This is a genomic window from Micromonospora echinospora (assembly GCF_900091495.1).
In the GTDB taxonomy this organism is placed as follows: Bacteria; Actinomycetota; Actinomycetes; order Mycobacteriales; family Micromonosporaceae; genus Micromonospora; species Micromonospora echinospora.
In genome coordinates this window covers 3237368-3259777 of the sequence record NZ_LT607413.1, presented here as the reverse complement: position 1 = coordinate 3259777, position 22410 = coordinate 3237368, and the positions used below count along the sequence as shown (strand labels likewise).

General features: G+C 73.2%; 17 protein-coding genes. 3 read left to right on the top strand and 14 right to left on the bottom strand.

The genetic code is table 11. The annotated features are described in order from the left end of the window. The first annotated feature begins 79 nt into the window (after positions 1-79). The gene (locus tag GA0070618_RS15090) at positions 80-2617 is read left to right on the top strand and encodes a hypothetical protein (protein WP_088982202.1); all 2538 of its coding nucleotides are present in this window, start codon (positions 80-82) and stop codon (positions 2615-2617) included. Here the strand turns inward: GA0070618_RS15090 and GA0070618_RS15085 are convergent. Genes GA0070618_RS15085 through fdxA form a run of 5 tightly spaced genes read right to left on the bottom strand, consistent with a single transcriptional unit; the run spans position 2594 to position 6447 of the window. Continuing rightward, positions 2594-3265, bottom strand: coding sequence for a nucleoside/nucleotide kinase family protein (locus tag GA0070618_RS15085; protein WP_088982201.1), 672 nt, complete (start codon positions 3263-3265; stop codon positions 2594-2596). The genes GA0070618_RS15090 and GA0070618_RS15085 overlap by 24 nt on opposite strands. Next, the gene (locus GA0070618_RS15080) at positions 3265-3912 is read right to left on the bottom strand and encodes an SIMPL domain-containing protein (protein WP_088982200.1); all 648 of its coding nucleotides are present in this window, start codon (positions 3910-3912) and stop codon (positions 3265-3267) included. Before GA0070618_RS15080 ends, GA0070618_RS15085 begins: the two co-directional genes overlap by 1 nt. A gap of 9 nt (positions 3913-3921) precedes the next feature. Beyond that, entirely contained in the window at positions 3922-4962 is a 1041-nt protein-coding gene (locus GA0070618_RS15075; RefSeq protein WP_088982199.1) for a prephenate dehydrogenase, read from the bottom strand. A 46-nt stretch (positions 4963-5008) separates the two neighbouring features. Beyond that, a complete protein-coding gene (gene dapC, locus GA0070618_RS15070) occupies positions 5009-6124 on the bottom strand; it encodes a succinyldiaminopimelate transaminase (RefSeq protein ID WP_172900385.1) in 1116 nt (371 codons plus the stop codon). Continuing rightward, positions 6121-6447, bottom strand: coding sequence for a ferredoxin (fdxA, locus tag GA0070618_RS15065; protein ID WP_172900297.1), 327 nt, complete (start codon positions 6445-6447; stop codon positions 6121-6123). The genes dapC and fdxA overlap by 4 nt, the downstream gene beginning before the upstream one ends. Positions 6448-6526: 79 nt before the next feature. Here fdxA and GA0070618_RS15060 point away from each other — a divergent pair, with 79 nt between their 5' ends. After that, positions 6527-7489, top strand: a complete 963-nt coding sequence (locus GA0070618_RS15060; RefSeq protein ID WP_088982197.1) for a GNAT family N-acetyltransferase — start codon at positions 6527-6529, stop codon at positions 7487-7489. Positions 7490-7954: 465 nt separating this feature from the next. Here GA0070618_RS15060 and GA0070618_RS15055 read toward each other — a convergent pair whose 3' ends face one another. The 3 genes from GA0070618_RS15055 to mshB form a co-directional block, all read right to left on the bottom strand. Beyond that, the gene (locus GA0070618_RS15055) at positions 7955-8419 is read right to left on the bottom strand and encodes a hypothetical protein (protein WP_088982196.1); all 465 of its coding nucleotides are present in this window, start codon (positions 8417-8419) and stop codon (positions 7955-7957) included. A gap of 78 nt (positions 8420-8497) precedes the next feature. Then, entirely contained in the window at positions 8498-8938 is a 441-nt protein-coding gene (locus GA0070618_RS15050; protein WP_088985541.1) for a hypothetical protein, read from the bottom strand. 17 nt (positions 8939-8955) lie between these two features. Next, positions 8956-9876 (bottom strand): N-acetyl-1-D-myo-inositol-2-amino-2-deoxy-alpha-D-glucopyranoside deacetylase, encoded by a 921-nt coding sequence (mshB, locus tag GA0070618_RS15045; protein ID WP_088982195.1) that lies wholly within the window; start codon positions 9874-9876, stop codon positions 8956-8958. Between the two features lie 145 nt (positions 9877-10021). On the opposite strand from mshB, the gene GA0070618_RS15040 reads away from it, so the two are divergent. Next, positions 10022-12163 carry a S9 family peptidase gene (locus GA0070618_RS15040; protein ID WP_088982194.1) on the top strand — a complete coding sequence of 714 codons (2142 nt, stop codon included), beginning with the start codon at positions 10022-10024 and terminating at the stop codon, positions 12161-12163. Between the two features lie 71 nt (positions 12164-12234). Here GA0070618_RS15040 and GA0070618_RS15035 read toward each other — a convergent pair whose 3' ends face one another. From GA0070618_RS15035 to GA0070618_RS15010, 6 genes are all read right to left on the bottom strand, one after another. Further along, positions 12235-13971, bottom strand: a complete 1737-nt coding sequence (locus GA0070618_RS15035) for an ABC transporter substrate-binding protein (protein ID WP_088982193.1) — start codon at positions 13969-13971, stop codon at positions 12235-12237. 90 nt (positions 13972-14061) lie between these two features. Further along, positions 14062-15048, bottom strand: coding sequence for an ABC transporter permease (locus GA0070618_RS15030; RefSeq protein WP_088982192.1), 987 nt, complete (start codon positions 15046-15048; stop codon positions 14062-14064). Between the two features lie 10 nt (positions 15049-15058). Next, a complete protein-coding gene (locus GA0070618_RS15025) occupies positions 15059-16066 on the bottom strand; it encodes an ABC transporter permease (protein ID WP_088982191.1) in 1008 nt (335 codons plus the stop codon). Next, positions 16063-17142, bottom strand: coding sequence for an ABC transporter ATP-binding protein (locus GA0070618_RS15020; RefSeq protein WP_088982190.1), 1080 nt, complete (start codon positions 17140-17142; stop codon positions 16063-16065). The genes GA0070618_RS15025 and GA0070618_RS15020 overlap by 4 nt, the downstream gene beginning before the upstream one ends. Continuing rightward, positions 17139-18227 (bottom strand): ABC transporter ATP-binding protein, encoded by a 1089-nt coding sequence (locus GA0070618_RS15015; protein ID WP_088982189.1) that lies wholly within the window; start codon positions 18225-18227, stop codon positions 17139-17141. The genes GA0070618_RS15020 and GA0070618_RS15015 overlap by 4 nt, the downstream gene beginning before the upstream one ends. Before the next feature lie 298 nt (positions 18228-18525). Then, complete coding sequence (locus tag GA0070618_RS15010; protein WP_088982188.1) at positions 18526-22314, bottom strand: S8 family serine peptidase; 3789 nt, start codon at positions 22312-22314, stop codon at positions 18526-18528. Positions 22315-22410 lie beyond the last annotated feature (96 nt).

The window sequence follows — 22410 nt, the reverse complement described above, 5'->3', positions numbered from 1 at the left end:
AAAAACCACCAGAATTACTGGCCCCACCCGGCCCCACAGGAGCACTCTGAGTAGTGACGCGGTCACCGGGAGGCAGGCGATGGCTGGTCGGGTGCTCGAACTACGCGTACACGGCGTGTCGAACACGCCGCCGGACGAGCTGCTGGGCCTGCTGCCGGAGCCGGGTGAGCCGGCCCCGCAGCCGTGGCTCGTCGCCGGGGACGACGTCACCGGCTTCTACCGCCACCCACGGGCCGACCCGGACGAACCGGTCACCGTCGAGGCGTACAGCTGGGGTCGACTCACCTCGGGCGCGCGCACCGCGCGGGACGTCGAACGCGCGCTCTGGACGGTGCTGCTCCCGTTCACCCTCGCCAACGTCGCGCTGCATGCCCGGCCGGAGATCCCCGCCGACCCGGACCGGGAACGGTGGTCCGGCCGGGCCGGCGTCGCCGGCTGGCTGATCCGGTTGTTCTGCCTCAGCCTGACCGGCACCCTGGTCCTCGCCGCCACCGGCGTCGGGGTCGACCTGATCGGCTGGCAGTGCGTGGACCGGAGCTGTCTGCGCCGGGTGCCCGGCCCCTGGGAGTTCCTCGGACACGGCTGGTGGAGCGAGGACGCGCACGCGCTCGCCGTCGGGCTGCTGGTGCCGCTCGCCCTGATCGCGCTGGTCGGACTGCTGAGTTGGCGCACCTACCAGTACGAGGCGGAGATGCCGGTCGGGCCGGGCGTCGTCCCCCCGGTCGGGGTGCCGATGGTCAACCCGTTGCAGGACCCCACCTTCTGGTGCGGCGAGGGGCAGCTGCGGCGGGCCGCCGTGCTGCACCTCTGCACCGGCACAGCCGTCGCGGCGGCGGTGCCGCTCGGCGCGGTGCTGGTCATGGACCCGCCGGCGGGACCACGGGCCGCCCTCGCCGGCCTCACCGTGATCCTGCTGGTGCTCCCGGTGGCGGTGGCCGTGGTGGCCCTCGGCCGGCCCTACCTCACCCGACGCGGCGGACGGACGCCGCTCGGGCCGTACAGCGCCCTGGTCGTGGTCAGCACGCTGGGCGGGCTGGCCGGCACCTTCGCCCTCCTGCTCCTGCCCGACGGCCCGGCCGGCATCCCGCTCGCCGAGCTGCGCCCGCCACGGGGCTGCGCCGCCGCGCCGGCCGCACCCGGCTGCCGGGCCGACCACTCCCTGCCCGGCTACGACGAGCTGATCGCCGGATGGGGCGTCGGGCAGTTGTTCCTGCTGGTCGCGATCGGCACGGTGTCCCGCTCGGGGCGACGGGCGCTGGTCGCCCCGGCCGGCGCGGCGCTCGCCCTGGTGGCGGGGGTCGCCTGGTGGTCCGGCTGGCTGCCCGGGTTGCCCGCCACACCCGAGGGGCTCGCCCTCTGGATGCTGGTGGGCCCGGCGATCGCCGTGGCCGGCACCGGACTTCTCCTTCCCCGGGCCACCCCGGTCGACCCGCCGGAAGCGGGACACGCCGGGCTGGCCTGGGGCGGCCGGGGCCCGATGCTCATCGCCGGACTCGGCTGGCTGCTGGCCGTCGCCTACTGCACGGGCGCGGTCTACTGGGTCGGCAACCGGCTCAACCCCGCCGACCGGCTGGCCGTCGTCCCGCCGGTGCCGGTGACCTGGGCCGGGCTGGTGTTCGGCGGCTCGCTGCTGGTCGTCCTCGCCACCGCCGTCCACGCCGGGGTCCTCTTCGCCCGGCTGCGCCGCCGGGAGTACGCGCGTCTCAGCCGGCCCGGCCACCGCCTCTCCGCCCACGACCTGCGCCGCTGCCGGGACGTGAGCACGTTCCGCGCGCTGCACCGGCTCGTCGGCGAACACGCGATCCCGCTCGTCGGATGGGGCGGCACGGCGCTGCTCGTCCTCGCCGCGCTCGGCTGCGTCGCCGCGCTCTCCGGGGTGCACCCGCACGGCATGTCGGACAGCGGCTGGTCGGTGCTGGTCGACGGGGCGACCGACGCCGGCGACCGGCTCCTCGGCTGGCTGCCCGTGCTGGTCGCGACGCTCGGCCTGCTGGTGTACCGCAACGACACCGTCCGCCGGTCGGTCGGCGTGCTCTGGGACGTCGGCACGTTCTGGCCCCGGACCGCCCATCCGTTCGCCCCGCCCAGCTACGCCGAACGGGCGGTACCGGAGTTGCAGACCCGGACCGCCGGCCTGCTGGCCCTGCCCGAGGACGATCCGCGCCGGGTGGCGGGCATCATCCTCTCCGGGCACAGCCAGGGCGCGGTGATCTGCGCGGCCGTGCTCCTCCAACTACCGGCCCGCTGGCGGCGCCGGGTCCGGTTCTTCTCGTACGGCTGCCAGCTGACCCGGCTCTACGGGCGGGTGTTCCCGGCGTACTTCGGTCCCCGCCGGCTGCCGGTGCTGGCCGACGCGCTCACCGACCGGCACGGCCGGGCCGGCTGGACGAACTTCTGGCGGGAGACCGACCCGTTGGGCTGGCCGGTGCCCGCCGCCCGCCGGCAGGTCACCGTGCGGGACCCGGAAGGGCTGCACCCGACCGGCGGAGAGGTCGTCGACCCGCCGATCCGCAGCCATGGCGGATACCCGGACTCCCCGGAGTTCCTCGTCGAGCGGGAACGGGTGGCCGCTGGGCTGCGCGGGGCCGTCCCGTCACCCCGGGAGGGGGTCGGCTAGCCGGACGACCAGGTCGGCGCGGTGCGCGGTGCCGGCCACCAGGGCCGCGTTGGCCTCGTCGGACCCGCGCGCCCAGCGTTCCGCCTCGGCCGGCGAGCGGCCGTACGCGACGTGCCGGTCGGTGAGCCGGCGCAGTCGCAGCTCGGCGTCGAGGTCGAGGAACCAGGCGTCGTGCAGCAGGGTGCGGACCTCGTCCCACGGGTCCTCGGGGAGGAGGAGGTAGTTGCCCTCGGTCACCACGAGCGTCACCCAGGGCGGCACCGCGATCGACCCGGCGACCGCCTCCTCGATGTCCCGGTGGAAGGCCGGCGCGTAGACAGGGACCGGCTCCAGCCGGTGCAGCCGGCGCAGCAACGCGGCGTAACCGTACGCGTCGAAGGTGTCCACCGCCCCCTTGCGGTCGGCCAGGCCGAGCCGGCGCAGTTCCGCCTGGGCCAGGTGGAAACCGTCCATCGGCACCAGCCGGGCGGTCGAACCGACCCCGGCGACGACCCGTTCGGCGAGGGTCGACTTCCCCGCCCCGGGCGCCCCGGCGATGCCGAGCAGCTGTCGGGGGCCGGCGGCGGCCAACTCCCGGGCCCGGGTCACCAGCTCGTCGACGTGGCACTCCCGGGCCGGGACCGGGCCGGAACCGGGCTGCCGGGGCATCAGTCCAACACCGGCTCGCTGATCGCGAACCGTGCTTCGACGGCAGCCTGCACGGTCTGCTGCTGCGGGTCGAGGTCGATCTCGGGGCCACCGCCCGCCTCCGTCGCGCCGGTGAAGCCGGCCGCCCGGAACGTCATCGGCTGGGCGGCCATCCCGGAGTCGGAGAGTTCGATCAGGCCGGTCACCCGGGCGCCCAGCGCTTCGGCGTACTCCCGGGCCCGGCTCAGCGCCTCGGCGATGGCGGCCTGCCGCGCCTCCCGGTGCACCGGGCTGTCCGGCCGCAGCGACCACCACGGGCCGGCGACCGAGACCTGGTCCTGGTCGGCCAGGCGGAGCATCAGTTCGCCGAGGGCGGCGAAGTCGGTGACCGTCACGGTGGTGGTGACGCTGCCGTGGTACGCGACCACCCGTTCGCCGGAGCGCTTCAACTCGGGCCGGACCCGCAGCTCACCGGTCTCCCGGCGGTCCACCGCGGAACCCTGGCCGTCGAGCAGCACCCGGATCGCGGCGGCCCGCTCGGCCAGCCGGGTCAGGGTCACTTCGCGGTCCTTGTCCCGGGCCATCGCGGTGACCGTGAAGCGGGCGATCTCGGGTGCCACCTCCCGGTACGCCTCGCCGCGTACCGTCACGACCGGTCCGTCCACCATGTGCTCACCCTAACCGCGTGCCGCCGACCCCGCCGGCCGGTGCGCGGTGTACCGCACGGCCCTCCCGGTGACCCGGCAGTCGCCGAGGTGTCCCCCGGCGGCCCCGAGGGCGAGCAGGAACCCCAGCTCGTCGTCGTCCCGACCGGTCGCTCCGGCAGTGGTCGGGAACTCGTGCCGGGAGGAGGTGAACGGACGGTCGAACAGGGCCGTCCGGGTGACGCGGGCCTCCCGGTGACCGGCGGTGAGCGCCTCGGCGTCGGCGTCGCCGAGCGCGGCGGTCAGCTCGTCCAGGAAGGCCCGGACGGCGGCCAGCTCCCGCAGGACGTGGTCCCGGTTACCGAGCAGCATGTTCGCCGTCCGCTCGGCCGGGGTGCCGGCCACCCGGGTGCCGTCCCGGAAGCTCCCGGCCGCCAGGGCCAGCACGGCGTCCCGCAGCGCGGACCGGCCGGTCGCCCCGGCCAGCGCCCCGGCCAGCAGGTGCGGCACGTGCGAGGCGAGGGCCGCCACCGCGTCGTGCTCGTCCGGCGCCATCGGCACCACCCGGGCCGCGAAGACCGTCACCAGCATCTCGGCGAGCCGGCGGAACGCGGGCAGGCCGTCCCGGGTCGGGCAGAGCACCCAGGCCGCGCCGTCGAACAGGTCGGGCACGGCCGCGCCGATACCGGCCCGGTCGGTGCCGGCCATCGGGTGACCCGGCACGAACCGGTCGGTCAGCCCGTGTGCGGCGGCGAACTCCGCCACCGTGCCCTTGGTGCTTCCCACGTCGGTGAGGACGCAGTCCGCACCGACCGCTGCGGCGACCGTGCGCAACGTCTCCGGCAGGGTCGGCAGTGGGCCGCAGAGGAAGACCACCGTCCGGTCGTCCACCGCTGCGGTCAGTTCGTCCGGGCAGGTCACCCCGGCGTCGCGGACCACCTGCCGGGTCGCCGGGTCCGGGTCCCAGCCGGACACGTCGAGACCGGCCCGGTGCAGCCCGAGCAGGATCGAACCACCGATCAGACCGGTGCCGACCACCGCGACCCGGGGCCGCGTGCCGGGGCTTGCCACCATCTGCGTACCTCGGGTTCCGCTCGGTACGGGTCCGGGTCGACCCGACCTAGGCTTCGGCGAGCCGGCCGGGAACCGCGGCGACCTGCTCGTCGGTGGCGGTGAACGCGATCCGGACATGGTGGCTGCCACCGGGCCCGTAGAGCGCCCCCGCAGCGGCCAGGATGCCCCGCCGGGCCAGCCAGTCGACGGTCTGCCAGCACTCCTCGCCACCCCGGCTGAGCCAGAGGTAGAGCCCGGCCTCGGAGTGCTCGACGGTGAACCCCGCCCCGGTGAACGCGGCGAGCAGCGCCTCCCGCCGAGCGCGGTAGCGTTCCCGCTGCTCGTCGGCGTGCCGGTCGTCGGTCAACGCCGCCACCATCGCGGCCTGCACCGGCGCCGGCACGATCATGCCGGCGTGCTTACGGACCTTGAGCAGCTCGGCCACCAGGGCCGGGTCGCCGGCGACCAGCCCCGCGCGGTACCCGGCGAGGTTGGACCGCTTGGAGAGCGAGTGCACGGCGAGGACGCCGTCGTACGAGCCGCCGCAGACCTCGGGCGAGAGCACCGACACCGGTTCCGCGTCGGCGGACCAGCCCAGCGGCAGGTAGCACTCGTCGCTGGCCACCACCGCGCCCCGCTCACGCGCCCACTCGACCACCTTGCGCAGGTGTGCGGCGGGCAGCACCCGGCCGGTCGGGTTGGCCGGCGAGTTCACCCAGACCAGGCGCACCCGGGAGGTCGGCCCGACCGCGGTCAGCGAGTCGGTCCGCACCTCGGTGGCCCCGACCAGCCGGACCCCGTCGGAGTAGGTGGGGTAACAGACCGGCGGCACCACGACCACGTCACCCGGGCCGATGCCGAGCAGGGTCGGCAGCCAGGCGACCAGCTCCTTGGAGCCGATCGTCGGGAGCACGCCGAACCCCTCGGCCGCGCCGCAGGTGCGCCCCACCCAGGCGGCGATGGCCTCCCGCAGCGCGGGCGTGCCCACGGTGAGCGGATACCCGGGTGCGTCGGACGCGCCCGCCAGGGCCTGACGGATCACCTCGGGCACCGGGTCGACCGGAGTGCCGATCGAGAGGTTGATCATCCCGTCCGGATGCGCCGCGGCCAGTGCGGCCGCGGCGTCCAGGGTGTCCCAGGTGAACTCGGGCAGCCGCGACGAGACCGGCGCGGGCCGGTTCAGTGGCCCTCTCCGCGTGGCGGCTGGGCGGCCACGAAGGTGGCGTCCTTCTCGATCTTGCCGATCTTCGAGGCGCCGCCCGGGGAGCCGAGGTCCTCGAAGAACTCGTAGTTCGCCGAGGTGTAGTCCTTCCAGTTCTCCGGGACGTCGTCCTCGTAGAAGATCGCCTCGACCGGGCAGACCGGCTCACAGGCACCACAGTCGACGCACTCGTCGGGGTGGATGTAGAGCATCCGGTTGCCCTCGTAGATGCAGTCGACCGGGCACTCCTCGATGCATGCCTTGTCGAGTACATCCACGCACGGTTCGGCGATGATGTAGGTCACCGGTCTTCTCCTCCGCAAGACGCGTCGCGATCCGCCGCGACGGTAAGAGCCTAGTATCTCGCCGGGGAGGAGGTCGATCGTGCTCCGACAGCAGGATGTGGGACATCGGATCGTGGTCCGTCGGATTGTGGGGATTCGTGAGGGCCGCCCCCTCTTCTCCGACGCGCTGGGAGAATTGGTCGAGCTGAATGAGACCCACATCACTCTGGCCACCGACCAGGGTCGGGTCCAGGTGCCCCGGGACGAGGTGCACCGGGCGAAACGGGTACCGGCGGCCCGCCGGCCGACCGCCGCCGCGGTGGTCGCCCTGGAACTCGCCGCCGACGAGGCCTGGCCCGCCCCGGTACGCGGACGCCTCGGCGACTGGCTGCTGCGCAGCGCCGCCGGCTGGACCGGACGCGCCAACACGGCGCTGCCGATCGGCGACCCGGACCGGCCGCTGCCGGCCGCCCTCGACGCCGTCGAACGTTGGTACGCCGACCAGGGGCAGCCCGCGATGGTCAACACGCCGCTACCGCTGGCCACCCCGGTGGGAGCGGAACTGGACGCGCGCGGCTGGGGGGCCCGACCGCTCACCATCGTGCAGACCGTGACCCTGGACCGGCTGCGGGCGACGCTCCCGGTGTCCGACCCGGCCGGGCCCGGGGTGGAGCTGGCGACCCTCCCGTCGGCGGAGTGGCTCGCGGTCGCCGCCGGGCGCAAGGGAGGCCTCCCCGACGCCGCGCGCCACGTGCTCACCGCCGTGGACCGGCTCCGCTTCGCCCACCTGTACGTTGACGGCACGCTCGCCGCGGTCGGTCGGGGCACGGTCACCGGGCAGGGCCGCTGGCTGGGGTTGAGCCTGATCGAGGTGGTGCCCGCCTTCCGGGGCCGTGGGCTGGCCCGGCAGGTGGTCCGGGCGCTCGCCGACTGGGGTGCCGACTCCGGTGCCACGGACGTCTTCCTCCAGGTCGAGCAGCGCAACACCCCGGCCGTCACCCTCTACCGGAGCCTCGGCTTCACCACCCACCACACCTACCTGACCCGGGTCGCCCCCGCCTGACCACGACCCGGCCCCACCCCGCACCTGTCGGCCACCGCACCGACGGGTCGCCCCGCGTGCCGGCTGGCCGCCGCGCGGGGCAGGGTCGCACCGCGTGCCGGCTGGCCCGCCCGCGCGGGGCAGGGTCACATTGCGTGCCGGCTGGCTGCACGCCGGGCGGGGCATGTTCGCACCACGCGCCCTTTAGAGCTGCCCGCACAGACGGGGCAGCGGGCGGTGACGCAGACCGGCACCGGGGCGCACAGCCGGAGCAGCGAGTGGGCGCAAAGACAGGACACCACGTGGGCGCCGAAACAGGGCACCGGGTCGGCGCAGAGACGGGGCACCGGGTGGGCCCAGAGACAGGACAGCGGATGGGCGCAGAGACGGGGCAGCTCCAAAGCGTCTCCGTACCCATCGTCCGCCCCGCCAGGGCCCGCTACCGGTCGGCGCGGGCCGGCGAAGGGCGACCGGGGCGGTGCCGGGTCAGCGGCGGACGGGGCGGCGCGGCTTGGCGGCCTTGCCCTCGGCGTACCGCTTGAGCTGCTGGGACCGGTGGTCGATACCAAGCGCCACGACGATCAGGTAGCCGATCAGGATGCCGGCCCCGGTCGCCAGCAGGTAGAGCCCGAGCTGGGCGAAGAAGGTGCCCGCACCGCCGGCGAACGGGTTGTTGCCGACCAGCAACGGACCGATCAGGATCGTCGCCAGCATCGCGGCCACGACGGCGGTGGCGAGGTCGCCACCCCACTGGGCCACCGCGCTACGTCGGGCCCAGGTGAAGGTGACGGCCGCGAGGATCACCCCGATCAGCAGGAACATGGCCAGCGAGACCCGGTCGGCGGCGACCGGATCCTCGTCGAAAGCGAACCGGGTCACCAGCCGGGCGACCACGTTGACCGCGAACAGCCCGCCCGCCAGCACGCCGATCGGCCGCCACCGGTCCCTCATCGCACGCCTCCCGCCGTACCGCCCGCCCTGACGGCAGGCTTCCTGGCAGGAATATCTACCACCCGGGTGGGGGCGGCGTCACGTGTCCGTCCGGGCCGGCGGAGCCAGCATCAGCCGGAAACCCAGCACGGCGAACGTCATCGCGCCCGCCACGATCATCGCCAGGCCGACCCAGTTGTCCCCGGAGAGGAGCACGTCGCCCTCGTCCGTGCGCCCGGCCGCCACGACCATCATCCCGAACCAGGGCACCGCCGGAAGGACCACCGCCCACCGGCGTCCCACGGTGACGTGGGCGAACCAGCCCAGGGCGACGTTCGCCACGATCACCACCGGCACCGACACGCCGATGAGGTGCCCGCCCACCCGGACCCCGGCGAGCACCAGCTCCACCACCGCCGTCAGCACGCCTCCGAAGGCGGCCAGCGCGCCGCCGGCCACCCTCAGCACCAGGTCGAGCACCCGCACCGCCTGCCCGGGTGGCGGCGGCTCGACCTGGTCCGGCTCCGGAGTGACCGACATCGACACGGTGGGCAGGGTCACCGGGAACCGGCCGACGCGCCGGCGTCCTGTGATGTCGTCGCGGCCAGCCCGGCGAAGAGGTCGTCCTCCCAGCCGTACGGGCCACTGCCCGGTCCCTTCTCGCCGACCGCGAGGAAGAAGAACTCCACGCCCATGAACTCGCTGCCGAAGTTGCCGGCGATCGAGTACAGCCAGGAGGTCTCCGGGATCTGCGTGGCGTGCGCCCGCATCGCCGCCTCCTTGGCGACGTGCTGGTCGGTGGCGTCGATCCGCGCCGCGATGTCCTTGTCCGGGGTGCCGAAGGGCAGCTCGGAGAGGTCGGTGACGTCAGCGAAGGGGTTGTCCGACGAGTCGGCGAAGTGGGTCAGGCCGGCTTCCAGCACGCTGATCGGCATCGCCGTCCAGTAGACCTTGGCGGGGGCGAACCCCTCGGCCCGGGCCAGTTCGACGGCCCGCATCGCCACCCGGTGCGCCTGGATGTGGTCGGGGTGGCCGTAGAAGCCGTTCTCGTCGTACGTGACGAGGACCTGGGGGCGTACCTCTCGCATGATCTCCACCAGATGCCCGGCGGCCTCGTCCAGGTCGGCCTGCCAGAAGGCGCGGGGATGGTCGTTGGTGGCCAGGCCCATCATGCCGGAGTCACGGTAGCGCCCCGCGCCGCCGAGGAAACGGTGGTCGGTGACGCCGAGCGCCGCGCAGGCGGCGGCCAGCTCCGCGATCCGGTACCCGCCGAGCTGGTCGGCCTCGGCGGCGGCGAGCCCGGCCAGCTCCGGCACATGGATCTCACCCTCCTCACCGAGGGTGCAGGTCACCAGCGTGACGTGGGCACCGGTGGCGGCGTAGTGCGCCATCGTCGACCCGGTGCCGATCGACTCGTCGTCGGGGTGGGCGTGGACCAGCAGGAGCCGGCGGTCGGGCAGCGTCGTCACGCCGGTCACTCTAACCGTCGCGGCGTCCGGCGTCGGCTCCGACGCGTACCGCGCAGGTCGGGTTCGGACGCGTACCGCGCAGGTCGGCGTCGGGTTCCGACGCGTACAGGCAGGTCGGCCACATCGCCCCCGGTCCGCCTCTACGATCGGCCGTGTGGACTATCCGGAGCTGGCCGCCCGCACCCGACGGTTCAGCCACGGGGCGCCCCGCGCCGTCACCGTGGCCGACGACGGATCGCGGGTGGTCTTCCTGCGTTCGGCCGGTCCGCAGGACCCGGCCGACGCGCTCTGGCTGCTCGACGTCGCCTCCGGCGAGGAGCGCCTGGTGGCCGAGCCGACCGCGCTGCTCGGGGACGGCGCGGCGGCCGGCGACCTGCCGGCGGCGGAACGGGCGCTGCGGGAACGGCTGCGGCTGAGCGCGGGGGGCATCGGTTCGTACGCGACCGACCCGGCCGCCCGGGTGGCCGTCTTCACCCTCGCCGGCCGGCTGTTCCGGGCCGACCTGGTGCACGGCGACGTGGTCGAGGTGACCACCGCCGGCCCGGCGATCGACCCGCGGCCGGACCCGACCGGGCAACGGCTGGCGTACGTGACCGACACCGGGGCCACGACCCGCCGGGGCGAGCTGCGGGTGATCGACCCGGACGGGACGGACACCATGCTGGCCGGCGAGGACTCCGGGGTGACCTGGGGAATGGCCGAGCACATCGCGGCCGAGGAGTTCCACCGGTTCCGGGGCTACTGGTGGGCGCCGGACGGCCGGTCCATCCTGGCCGCCCGGGTCGACGAGTCCCGGCTGGCCCGCTGGCACCTGCACGACCCGGCCGACCCGACGAGCCCGCCGACCAGCGTCGCGTACCCGGTGGCCGGTGGCCCGAACGCGGAGGTGAGCCTGCACCTGCTCGACCTCGACGGCGGCTGGGTCGACGTGCACTGGGACCGGGAGACCTACCCGTACCTGGTCGCGGTGGACTGGGTCGACGGTGGGCCACTGATCACCGTGCTGCGCCGGTCGCAGCAGCACGGCCTGGTGCTGGCGGTCGACCCGCGCACCGGGGAGACGCAGGTGCACGCCGAGCTGGCCGATCCGCGCTGGGTGGATCCGATCCCGGGGACCCCCGCCCATCTGCCGGACGGCCGGGTGCTGGTCGGCGGTGAACTGGCCCACGACGGGTACGACGCCCGGTGCCTCTTCGCCGACGGCACCCTGCTCACCCCACCCTCGCTCTACGTACGGCGGGTGGTGGGCCGGCTCGCGGCCGGCGGCGGCCCGGCCGATCTGGTGGTGGAGGCGAGCGACGGCGAGCCGAGCCAGCGGCACCTGTTCCGGGTCCGGACGGTGATCGGGGGCGGGGTGGACGCCCGCCGGCTGACCCAGGACGAGGGCTGGCACACCGCCGCCGTGGGTGGGGACGTGCTGGTGGTCGGGTACGCGTCGCTGGACCATCCGGGGGCGCGCTGGACGGTACGCCGGGGCGACGAGGAGGTCGCCGCCCTGCGCTCGTACGCCGCCGACCCGCCGTACGCGCCCCGACCGGCCCTGGAACGGGTGACCGACCGGCAGTTGCCCGCCGCGGTCCTCTACCCGGGCAACCACGTCGCCGGGCGGCGGCTGCCGGTGCTGCTGGACGTCTACGGCGGCCCGGGGCACCAGGAGGTGGTGGCCGCCCGGGCGGCCTGGCTGGAACGGCAGTGGTGGGCGGACGCGGGCTTCGCGGTGGTGACCGTCGACAACCGGGGTACGCCGGGCGTCACGCCCTCGTTCGAGAAGGTGATCCACCGGCGGGTGGCGGACGTGGTCCTCGCCGACCAGCTCGACGCGCTGACCGCGTTGGCCGGGAAGCACCCCGATCTCGACCTGGGACGGGTCGCGGTGCGCGGCTGGTCGTTCGGGGGCTGGCTCGCGGCGTTGGCGGTGCTGCGGCACCCGGAGCGGTTCCGCTGCGGCATCGCCGGGGCGCCGGTGACCGACTGGGCGTTGTACGACACCGCCTACAGCGAACGTTTTCTCGGCCTGCCCGACGAGGGGACGGACGTCTACAGCCACCACAATCTGGTCGAGCTGGCCGCCGAGCCGCCGGTCCGCGCGGACGACCTGCGTCCGTTGCTGCTGGTGCACGGGTTGGCCGACGACAACGTGGTGGCCGCGCACACGCTGCGCCTGTCGGCGGCGCTGCTGGCCACCGGTCGGCCGCACGCGGTGCTGCCGCTGACCGGGGCGACCCACATGGCGGCCGGTGGCACGGCCGAGCGCCTGCTCCGGCTGGAGCTGGACTTCCTCCGTACCCACCTGTGAGCAGGGGTCCCCTGTTCGGCAAAAAGCGCGAACAGGGGACCCCTGCCATCACCCCGGCGGAAGCCGGTCGGTCACTGCTTGACGTGCACGTTCACGAAGGACGGGTAGCCGAAGATGCTGGAGATGAAGATCCCGCCGGCCTTCGAGCCGTGGACGTAGAAGCCGTTCTCCACGAACAGCGGCACGGCCGGGGCCAGCTCCTTCATGATCCGCTCGTCGAGCTTGGCCCACTCGGCGCCCTGCTCGGCCACGGGCATCGCGAGCACCCGGTCGAACTCGGCGTTGATCGCGTCGTTGTTGACGTACGACGTGTTGCTGTTGTTGGTGGCCTTGATGGTGCGACCGTCGAAGAGCACCGGCAGGATCGCCGCGCCGCTGGGCCAGTCGGCGGCCCACTGGTCGAGGTAGAGGTCCCAGGGGTTGCCCTTCTTGCCGACCTCGTCGAGCTTCGCGTCGGCCGGGATGGTCTTCACGGTGATCTTGAAGCCGGCCTTCTCCAGGTTGCCCTTGAGCTGGGTGGCCAGTTCGGTGTAGTCGTCGCCGATGCCGAGCACCAGCTCCGGGGTCTTGCCGGCGAGCAGTTCCTTGGCCTTCTCGATGTTGCCGTTCGGCCCGGCCGGGTAGACGTCGTGCTTCTGGTAGCCGATCGTCGACGGCGGAAGCAGGCTCGTCACCGCGCGGGCGGAGGACTCGCCGCCATAGGCCTTGATGAAGCCGTCCCGGTCGATGGCGTAGTTGAGCGCCTGCCGGACCGCCAGGTCGGTGACCCGGCTGGTGTTGATGGTCAGCCGCCAGAGGCTCGGGGTCGGCCCCTGGATGGTGCGCGGCTTGAGCGCGGCGTCACCGGTGACCCGGGGGACCAGCGCGGCGGGGACCCCGTTGAAGGCCAGCGCCGCCTGGTCGTCACCATTGTCGGCGACCACCCGGTTGGCGCCCGCCTCCGGGTCCGCACCGAAGTTCCAGACGATCCGGTCCGGGTAGGCGTGCCGCACCGGATCGGTGTTGGGGTCCCAGTGCTCGTTGCGCTCCAGCACCACCTCGACGCCGGCGGTGTGCTTAGTGATCTTGTACGGCCCGGAGGAGAAGGGCTGGTTGTCCAGGTTGACGCCGGTGTCCTTCTCCGGCTTCAGCGGCGCGGTGTACGGCAGCGACGCGGCGAACGGCAGGTCGCAGTGCGCCTTGGCGAACTCGAACCGCAGCGTCTTGGCGTCCGGGGTGGTCAGGCCGGGCGGCAGCGCGGTCTTGTTGGCCTTGAAGTCCCACTTGGTGTCGTACTGCGGGGAGTCGGCCAGCCACTCCTGGAGGTAGGTCGGGCCGCCGGTCAGGTCGGGGTCGAAGGAGCGGGCGATGCCGTAGGCGATCTCCTTCGAGGTGATCGGGGTGCCGTCCTCGAACTTCACCCCGTCCTTGATCGTGAACTCCCAGACCTTGCAGTCGGAGTTGACGTCCTTGCCCGGCGTCTCGGCCAGGTCGCCGACCAGGGTGACCTTGCCCGAGCCGTCGTCCTTGAACGTGGTCAGGAAACGGCTGTAGAGCGGCGCGTTCATCAGACCGGCGAACGAGTAGATCCGCTGCGGGTCCATGTGCGAGATCTTGGACTCCCGGATCACCCGGAAGGTCCCGCCCTTCGCCGCGCCCGACACCTCGGCGGCCGGCCCCATCGAATCCTTGGGGTCGGTGGCGATCGCGCCACTCTGCACGCGGTCGGAGTCGACGGTGCCCTCGGTGCCCTTGTTCTCGCTGCACGCCGCCATGACCGCGAGCAGTGCGAGCGCTCCGCCTGCGGCGGCTGCCCTCTTCAGGCGCATCTCGCGCCTCCTCCCCTGCCTGTAAGAAATCTACGAGTGGTGTAACAGAACCGGTGGATACTTTTCCACGGGTGGAGCGTGGCCGATGCCTTATCGCAACCGCACCCGGGGGTCGATGGCCGCGTAGAGCAGGTCGACGATGACGTTCGCCAGCACGATGAAGACCGCCGAGACCAGCACCGTGGCCATGATCGTGGGTAGGTCGCCGGAGCGGACCGCGTCGACCGCGGTCCGACCGAGCCCCTGGATGCCGAAGGTCGTCTCGGTGATCACCGTGCCGCCCAGCGCCGCGCCCACGTCCAGCCCGGCGATGGTCACCACCGGGGTGATCGCGGCGCGCAGCGCGTGCCGCCCGTAGACGGTGCGTTTCGGCAGGCCCTTGGCCTGGGCGGTCCGGACGAAGTCCTCCGAGAGCGTCTCCAGCATCTGCGCCCGGGAGAGCCGGGCGTAGATCGCGGAGAAGAGGAAGGCCAGCGCCACCCAGGCGAGCACCAGCCCGCTGGCCCACTTCAACGGATCGTCGAGTATCGACGTGTACCCCGGCACCGGAGTTATCCGCAGCTGGTACGTGAAGATCAGCAGCAGCACCGCGCCGACGAAGTAGAGCTGCAACGACGCGCCGGCCAGCGAGAAGCCGATCGCCGCCTTGTCCAGCCAGGTGCCCCGCCGCAACGCGGAGACCATGCCCAGCCCCACGCCGACCAGCAGCCAGAGGATCGCCGCCGGGAACACGATGCTCAACGTCACCGGCAGCACCCGGACCAGCGTGTCGGTGACCGCCTCGTTGTTCACGTACGACCAGCCGAGGCAGGGGGCGTCGCACCGGCCGCCCTGGGCGCTGCCCAGGTCCCGTCCGGTGACGATGCCCTGCATGTAGTTGGCGTACTGCTGCACCAGCGGGTCGTTGAGGCCCAACTCGTCGCGGACCCGCTCCAGCCGTTCGGCGTTGCAGTTCTTCGGGCACATGCCGCTGACCGGATCCCGGGGCAGGGCGAAGAACATCAGGAAGCTGAGCACGCTCACCGCGAAGAGGGTGAGGACGGCGCTGAGCAGCCGGCGGACCAAGAATCGCGTCATCGGGGCCTTCCTACCGGGACGACTTCGGGTCGAGCGCGTCGCGCAGCGAGTCACCGAACAGGTTGAACGCGAGCACCAGCGCGAAGATCGTGATGCCCGGGAAGAAGACGTAGGCCGGGTCGGTCTGGAGGTACGGGATGCTCTGGAAGATCATCCGACCGAAGTCGGCGGTGGGCTCCAGGATGCCGATGCCGAGGAAGGACAGCGCCGCCTCACCGGTGATGTACTGCGGCACGGCCAGCGAGAACGCCACCAGGATCGGCGCCCAGAGGTTCGGCAGGAGCTGCCGGAACACCATGTGCCCCAGTCCCGCGCCACTGGCCCGGGCCGCCTCCACGAACTCCCGCTCGCGCAGCGAGACGACCTGACCCCGGACCAGCCGGGCGGTGCTGGTCCAGCTGAACGCGGCGAAGACGCCGATCAGCACGGCCACCTGGAACCAGGCGGGCACCTCCTCGCGCGGCCCGTAGAAGCGCAGCGCCACGGTCGGCACCACGGCCAGCGCGAAGATCAGGAACGGCAGGGCCAGCGCCACGTCGGTGATCCAGCTGATCACCGTGTCGACCATCCCGCCCAGGTAGCCGGCGAGGATGCCGGTGATCACGCCGATCGTCGTGGTCACCACGGCGGCGGCGAACGCGATGAAGAGCGAGGTGCGCAGCCCGTACACCATCCGGATGAAGATGTCCCGGCCGAGCCGGGGCTCCAGCCCGAACCAGTGGTCGCCACTGACCCCGCCGACGTAGCCCAGCGGCATGCCGTTGCCGTCCAGCAGCTCCTGGAACTGCTCGTTCGGGCCGACCCCGTACAGCTTCGAGATCAGCGGAGCGGCGAGCGCGATCACCATCAGCACCAGCAGCACCGCGCCGCTGACCACCGCCGTGCGGTCACGGCGCAGCCGCGCCCAGGCGAGCTGGCCGGGGGACCGACCGACGACCTCGCGCTTCGCGACGCCGTCGCCGTCGGTCGCCGGGGCGATCTCCGCCCGGACCTCACCCTCCACCGGGGACAGGCTCATCGCGACACCTCATTCGGTACGGCCACCGCGTCGCCGGTCGACGCCAGCGGCCCGGTCTCGGGGTGGTGGCAGGCGGTGGCCTGCCGGCCGCCCGCCCTAGGCACGAGGGCGGGGATCTCGGTGGCGCACCGGTCGGTCGCCTTCCAGCAGCGGGTCCGGAACCGGCAGCCCGACGGCGGGTCCAGCGGCGTGGGCACGTCCCCGGCGAGGCGGATCCGACCCTCCGCCCCCTGACCGCTCACGTCCGGCACGGCCGACAGCAACGCCCGGGTGTAGGGGTGCTGCGGGCGCTGGTAGATGTCGTCCCGGTCGCCGATCTCCACGATCCTGCCGAGGTACATCACCGCGACCCGCTGGCTGAAGTGCCGCACCACGGCCAGGTCGTGGGCGATGAACACGAACGCCAGCCCCAGGTCGCGTTGCAGCCGCCGCAGCAGGTTGACCACCTGCGCCTGGATCGAGACGTCCAGCGCCGAGACCGGCTCGTCGGCCACGATCAGCTTCGGTTCCAGGGCGAGCGCGCGGGCGATGCCGATGCGCTGCCGCTGGCCGCCGGAGAACTCGTGCGGGTACCGGTTGTAGTGCTCCGGGTTGAGCCCGACCAGTTCCAGCAGCTCCCGCACCCGGTTCCGGACCCCGCCGGGCGGCTTGATCCCGTTGACCTCCAGCGGCATCGCCACGATCCGTCCCACGGTGTGCCGGGGGTTCAGCGACGCGTACGGGTCCTGGAAGATGATCTGAAGGTCCTGGCGCAGTCGGCGCAGGTCGCGGCCCCGCGCGCGGGTGATCTCCTGTCCGGCGAAGGTGACGCTGCCGGCGGTGGGCTCCATCAGGCGCACCAGCATCCGGCCGGTGGTGGTCTTCCCGCACCCGGACTCCCCCACCAGGCCCAGGGTCTGCCCCGCCTCGACGTCGAAGTCCACGCCGTCGACCGCCCGCACCACGCCCGAGCGGCGCAGGCCCTCCCGTACCGGGAAGTGCTTGGTCAGCCCGGTCACGCTCAGCAGCGGCTCGCCCGGGCTGCTCGTCGGCGCGCTGGCCGGGCCGGTCGTCGTGCCGTTCGTCGGGGTGCTCATCGCGCCACCCCCACGCGCTCGGCCTCGTCGGCCCAGATCCGCGCCCGCTCGGTCGCCGACAGGTGGCACGCCACCCGGTGCCCCGACTCGTCCACCGGCACCAGCTCCGGCACCTCCGTGCGGGACCGGCCGTCGGTCCGGTCCGCCCACCGGCACCGGGGGTGGAACGCGCAGCCCGACGGCAGGGCGATCAGGCTGGGCGGGTTGCCGGCGATCGGCCGGAGGTCCGCGTCCGCGTCGCCGTGCAGGGACGGCACGCTGCCGAGCAACCCCCAGGTGTACGGGTGCGCCGGCGAGCGCAGCACCTCCGTCACGCTGCCGTACTCCACCGCCCGGCCCCCGTACATCACCAGCACCTCGTCCGCCACCTGGCTGACCACGCCGAGATCGTGGGTGATCAGCACGATCGCCGAGCCGAACTCCTGCTGGAGGTCGGCGAGCAGGTCCAGGATCTGCGCCTGCACCGTCACGTCCAGGGCGGTGGTCGGCTCGTCGGCGATCAGCAGCTGCGGGTCGTTGACCAGCGCCATCGCGATCATCGCCCGCTGCCGCATCCCGCCGGAGAACTCGTGCGGGTACTGCTCGGCCCGCCGCCCCGGCTGCGGGATCCCGACCCGGTCCAGCATCTCCACCGCCCGGGTCCACGCGGCACGGCGGCCCACCCGGGGATGGTGCACCCGGTACGCCTCGGCGATCTGCCGGCCGACCGGGTAGAACGGGTGCAGCGCGGACAGCGGGTCCTGGAAGATCATCGCCACGTCCCGGCCGCGCATCCGGCGGACCTCCGCCTCGGGCAGGCCCACCACCTGCCGTCCGCCGACCTCGATCTCTCCGGAGACGGTGGTCCGGCGCGGGTCGTGCAGGCCCAGGACGGCCAGGGAGGTCACGCTCTTGCCCGACCCGGACTCCCCCACGATGCCGAGGGTCCGACCGCGCTCCACCGCGAACGACACCCCGTCGACCGCCCGCACCACGCCGTCCTCGGTGTCGAACCGCACCCGCAGGTCGGTGACCCGCAGATACGGCCCGCTCGCGGTACGCTGCCGGGGCGCGTCGCGGCGGTCGCCCGGCTCCTCGGCCGGCATCGACTCGGGTCTCTTCACGACCGACCGCCCCCCTGGTTGACGAAGAGAACTTGCAGCGGTTCCCAGAGGGTGAAAATAAGCTACAAGCAGCCGTCCTGTCAGCGGTCGATCCCGTAACGAGTCGGCATCGCCCCCCGGACGACCCACGACGCGAGGCCGAGCGGCTCCCCCTCGGCGGTCCCGCCGACGCTTACGCCGAACGGGCTGCGCCGGCAGCAGCCTGCCAGCACAGCCCGTTCGCAGTTGGAAAGATCACCTCGTGGCGCACCCGGCCGGACGACCGGGAGTCACGCCAGGGTCACGGCTTCCGCCAGGGGTCGACGTAGGCCACCGTGGTGAAGTCGATCTCCGGCTCCCAGGGCAGCACCCCGCCGGTCACGCTCGACCCGGTCACGAAGATCCGGACCCCGGCGTCCGGAGTGCTGTCCACGACGACCCCGTACGCGTTGTCGGCGCCGCCGCCGGGCATGCCGTCGTACCGGCCGGTCCACGTCACCTTCCCGCTCGCGGTGTCGTACGCGATCGTCAGGTAGTCGTCGTCGACCATCACGGAGCCCGCACCACCGGTCTCGCGGTCGGCGCTGCCGCCGGTGACGACGACCCGGCTCCCGTCCGGGGTCACCGCCAGGTCCCAGGCGGCGTCCACGCCGTCGATCTGCCCGTTGTGGCGCTGCACCCACGACCGCTTCCCGGTGGCGGTGTCGTAGGCGAGCGTGACGAAGTCGGCCTTCGTCCCCTCGCCCTCGCTGTCACCGGTCACGAACAGCTGGCGGCCGTCCGGGGTGAGCGCGAGCGCGCGGGGGGTGTCCGTGCCGTGCCCCGGACCGTCGTAGCGGTCCGTCCAGAGCTCCCTGCCGGTGGCCGGGTCGTAGGCGATGGTGACGAGGTCGTTGCCCGTGTCCGTGGTGCCGCTGCTCCCGGTGACGAGGACCGCGGCGGGGGACGCCACGACCTTGCTCGGGATGTCGATGGCGTTCGACGTGCCGTTGTGCAGGGCCGTCCAGAGCTGCGCGCCGGTGCCGGCGTCGAACGCCACGGTGCCCCAGTCGGTCAGACCCGTGTCCACGCCGCTGGTCTGGCCGGTGACGAAGACCTTGGTGCCGTCCGGGCTCACCCCGATCGCCCTGGCGTCGTCGGCGAAGGGCCCCGGCCCGTCGTAGGTGGTCAGCCACTTCCGTTCGCCACTGTCGGCGTGGTACGCGATCGTCAGGTAGTCCAGCTCGTTGCCGGCCAGCGTCGTGTATCCGGTCACGTAGACGCTCTTCCCGTCCGGGCTGACCGAGATCGCGTTCCCGGTGTCCGCGCCGTTCGCCTCCGTGCCGGTGTACCGCGCCTCCCAGAGCTGCCGCCCGGTGGCGGTGTCGTAGGCGAGGGTGACGACGTCACTGCCCGACCCCTGCGCCTCGCTCACCCCGGTGACGAAGAGCTTGGAACCGTCCGGGCTCACCTCGATCGCCGTCGGCTCGTCGTACGTGGCGGCGGGTCCGGCGTAACTCGCGCTCCACAGCCGGGCCCCGGTGGCCGGGTCGTAGGCGACGGCGACCAGGCGCGGACTGGGCATACCCCAGAGCGCCTGGTTGCTCGCGCCGACCACGTAGAGGCGCTTGCCCTTCGGGTCCAGGGCGACGTGCTGCGCGATGTCGTCCAGGCCCTGGGCCCCGTAGCTGGCCGCCCAGGTCTCGGGCACCGGACGCACCACCACCGGGACGCGCACCCGGTGCCGACCGTCGGACCAGGTCAGCTGGCCACCCTGGAAGGTGCCCAGCGGCGCGCTGGTGCGGGTGAACGTGACCGTGAAGGACTTCGTCTGCCCCGACTTCAGCGTGAGCCGCTCCGGGCTGACGGTGGCCGTGACCCCGTCCAGCCCCGAGATGGCGGGGGTGTAGGTGGCGGTCGAGCGGCCGACGTTCGTCACCTCGCGGGTCACCGTACGGGTGCCGGACAGCCGGCCGACCGAGATCGAGGGCACGTTCAGGTCACTCGGGTCGAGGGACCGGCCCGACTTGGCGAGCCCGTCGCAGGTCTCGGTGGAGACGCCGTCGGTCGTGCCGCAGAGGAAGGCGAGCCAGTCCTCGGCACCGCTGTCGTAGACCAGGCCGGGGTCGGTGGCGCTGGTCGGGGTGACGTGCCCCGCCCCCTGCTTGAAGATCACGGACGGGTCGGTGTTGGGCCCGTCCCGGACGTCGGAACCGCTCGTCATCAGCGCCGACTTGATCGCCATCGGCGACCAGTCCGGGTGGAGGTCCTTCAACAGTGCCGCGAGCCCGGCGACGTGCGGGGCCGACATCGAGGTGCCGCTCATGATGCCGAACTCGGCCCCGTTGGCGGCGGGTGGCGCGGTGGCCGCCAGGATGTCCTGTCCGGGGGCGATCAGGTCCGGCTTGAGCAGGTTGCCGCCGCCGGCGTACAGCGGCCCGCGCGAGGAGAACTCGGCGACGTACGGAGCCGGGGCGTCGTACCGGAGCGTCGCCTGGCCGATCGACGCCGTCGCGCCGTCGCTGGCGGCGTAGGTCTTCACGGCCTGCCGGTCCGAGTCTGCGAGGTGCACGGTGGGCACCGCGTGCAGGTCGGCGTTGAGCGAGTTCGGGTCCACGTTGGTCAGGACCACGCCGACGCCGCCCGCCTGGGCGACGGCGAGACTCTTGTTGCCCCGGGCGTTCCCGCCCCGGTCACAGAGCACGATCCGGCCCTTGACCTTCGCCGGGTCGAGCACCGCCTTGCCGTCGTTGTCGCTGGCCGCCCGGCACTGTGCCACGGCCACCGGGTCGGCGCCGGGAAGCGCTGCCGCGGTGGCGTCGACGAGGGGCGCAGGACCGACCGGCGCCGACGCCAGCGAGGCCCCGGTGTACACAGCGCCGTTGCCGAGCGTCACCGACGCCTGTCCGGTGCGGTTGTGGGTGCCGGCCGCGACCGTGGTCACCCATGGGGACGGATGCGCCACGGTGGCGGTGGCCGGTCCGTCGTTCCCCGCCGAGGCCGCCACGAAGATGCCCGCCTGCGCGGCGGCCAGGAACGCCATCTCCGCCGGGTCGAGGAAGTCCGTGGAGGTCCCGGAGACCGAGTAGTTGATGACGTCCACGCCGTCCGCCACCGCCTGGTCGATCGCCGCGACCAGGTCGGAGTTGAAGCCGCTGGCGGTCGATCCGTCCCGGGTCGACCAGAGCGCCTTGTAGGCGGCGATCCGGGCTCCCGGCGCCACCCCGCTGACCGTCCCGAACATCTGCGCCGCCCCGGTCGCGGCGACGCCGTGGTTGCCCGCGGCCGTGGCGGCGGTGTGCGTGCCGTGGCCGTTGTAGTCACGCGGCGACAGGAACTCCCACGGCAGCTCCTGCTTCACCGCGTCGTCGCCGCCCCATCCGCCGGCGAAGTGCCGCGCCGCGACCACTTTCCCGTTGCACATCGTGCGGTCCCAGGAGCCGTCGGGGGCCGTCCCCTGGCAGCTGCCCTCGAAGCCCCGGACCGGCGGGAACGGCCGGCCCCGGCCGTCGGTGTCGGCGAAGCTCCCGCTGGTCGGCCAGATGCCGCTGTCGATCACGCCGATGACGATGCCGTCACCCACGCCCGTGCTCTTGCCCCGCCCCTTGACGCCGCCGAGCTGGTCCCAGAGGCCCCCGCGCGCGTCCAGGCCGAGGAAGGACGGCGTCGAGGACGTCTGCGTCGACACCTTCCGGTCCTCGGTCACCGAGACGACGTCGGGCATCGTCCGCAGCCGGGCGACCTGGGAGTCGGTCAGCTCCGCGGCGAACCCGTCGTAGGTGTAGACGTACTCGTAGAGCTTCCGGCCGCCGCCCACCTTGCCGAGCGCCTTGTCGTGCCGGCCCCGCAGGTGGTCGGCGTACTTCTTCACCGGGGCGGAACCCGGGTCGATCTTCTGGCCGCGCTGCGGCTTCGTGGCGGCCAGCCCGGCCACCTTCCCGTCGTACGTCGCGACCGGGTCCAGCGCCATCTGCACGAGGTAGGTCTTCCGCTCGTCCGTACGGCCCTTCTCCGGGGCGGCCCACGCGGCCGGGCCGTGCCACACGCCCCCGGCCAGCGTCAACGCGGCCACCGCCGTCGCCGCCGTCAATCGTCGCTGTCTCAGATCCATCCCCGCCCCTTACCGCGCTCGTGCATGTGGCGGTCGACGCTAGTGACGGCGGGCCGGACCGGGCTTCCGTACCGGATACCGATTTTTGACCTGTCG

Coding starts and splice junctions, on each gene's coding strand:
- GA0070618_RS15080 (WP_088982200.1), bottom strand. CDS start 3,912: ATGGTGGACGGACCGGTCGTGACGGTACGCGGCGAGGCGTACCGGGAG.
- GA0070618_RS15085 (WP_088982201.1), bottom strand. CDS start 3,265: ATGCCCCGGCAGCCCGGTTCCGGCCCGGTCCCGGCCCGGGAGTGCCAC.
- GA0070618_RS15015 (WP_088982189.1), bottom strand. CDS start 18,227: ATGCCGGCCGAGGAGCCGGGCGACCGCCGCGACGCGCCCCGGCAGCGT.
- GA0070618_RS15020 (WP_088982190.1), bottom strand. CDS start 17,142: ATGAGCACCCCGACGAACGGCACGACGACCGGCCCGGCCAGCGCGCCG.
- GA0070618_RS15075 (WP_088982199.1), bottom strand. CDS start 4,962: ATGGTGGCAAGCCCCGGCACGCGGCCCCGGGTCGCGGTGGTCGGCACC.
- GA0070618_RS15010 (WP_088982188.1), bottom strand. CDS start 22,314: ATGGATCTGAGACAGCGACGATTGACGGCGGCGACGGCGGTGGCCGCG.
- GA0070618_RS15090 (WP_088982202.1), top strand. CDS start 80: ATGGCTGGTCGGGTGCTCGAACTACGCGTACACGGCGTGTCGAACACG.
- GA0070618_RS15030 (WP_088982192.1), bottom strand. CDS start 15,048: ATGACGCGATTCTTGGTCCGCCGGCTGCTCAGCGCCGTCCTCACCCTC.
- GA0070618_RS15025 (WP_088982191.1), bottom strand. CDS start 16,066: ATGAGCCTGTCCCCGGTGGAGGGTGAGGTCCGGGCGGAGATCGCCCCG.
- GA0070618_RS15035 (WP_088982193.1), bottom strand. CDS start 13,971: ATGCGCCTGAAGAGGGCAGCCGCCGCAGGCGGAGCGCTCGCACTGCTC.
- GA0070618_RS15050 (WP_088985541.1), bottom strand. CDS start 8,938: ATGTCGGTCACTCCGGAGCCGGACCAGGTCGAGCCGCCGCCACCCGGG.
- GA0070618_RS15055 (WP_088982196.1), bottom strand. CDS start 8,419: ATGAGGGACCGGTGGCGGCCGATCGGCGTGCTGGCGGGCGGGCTGTTC.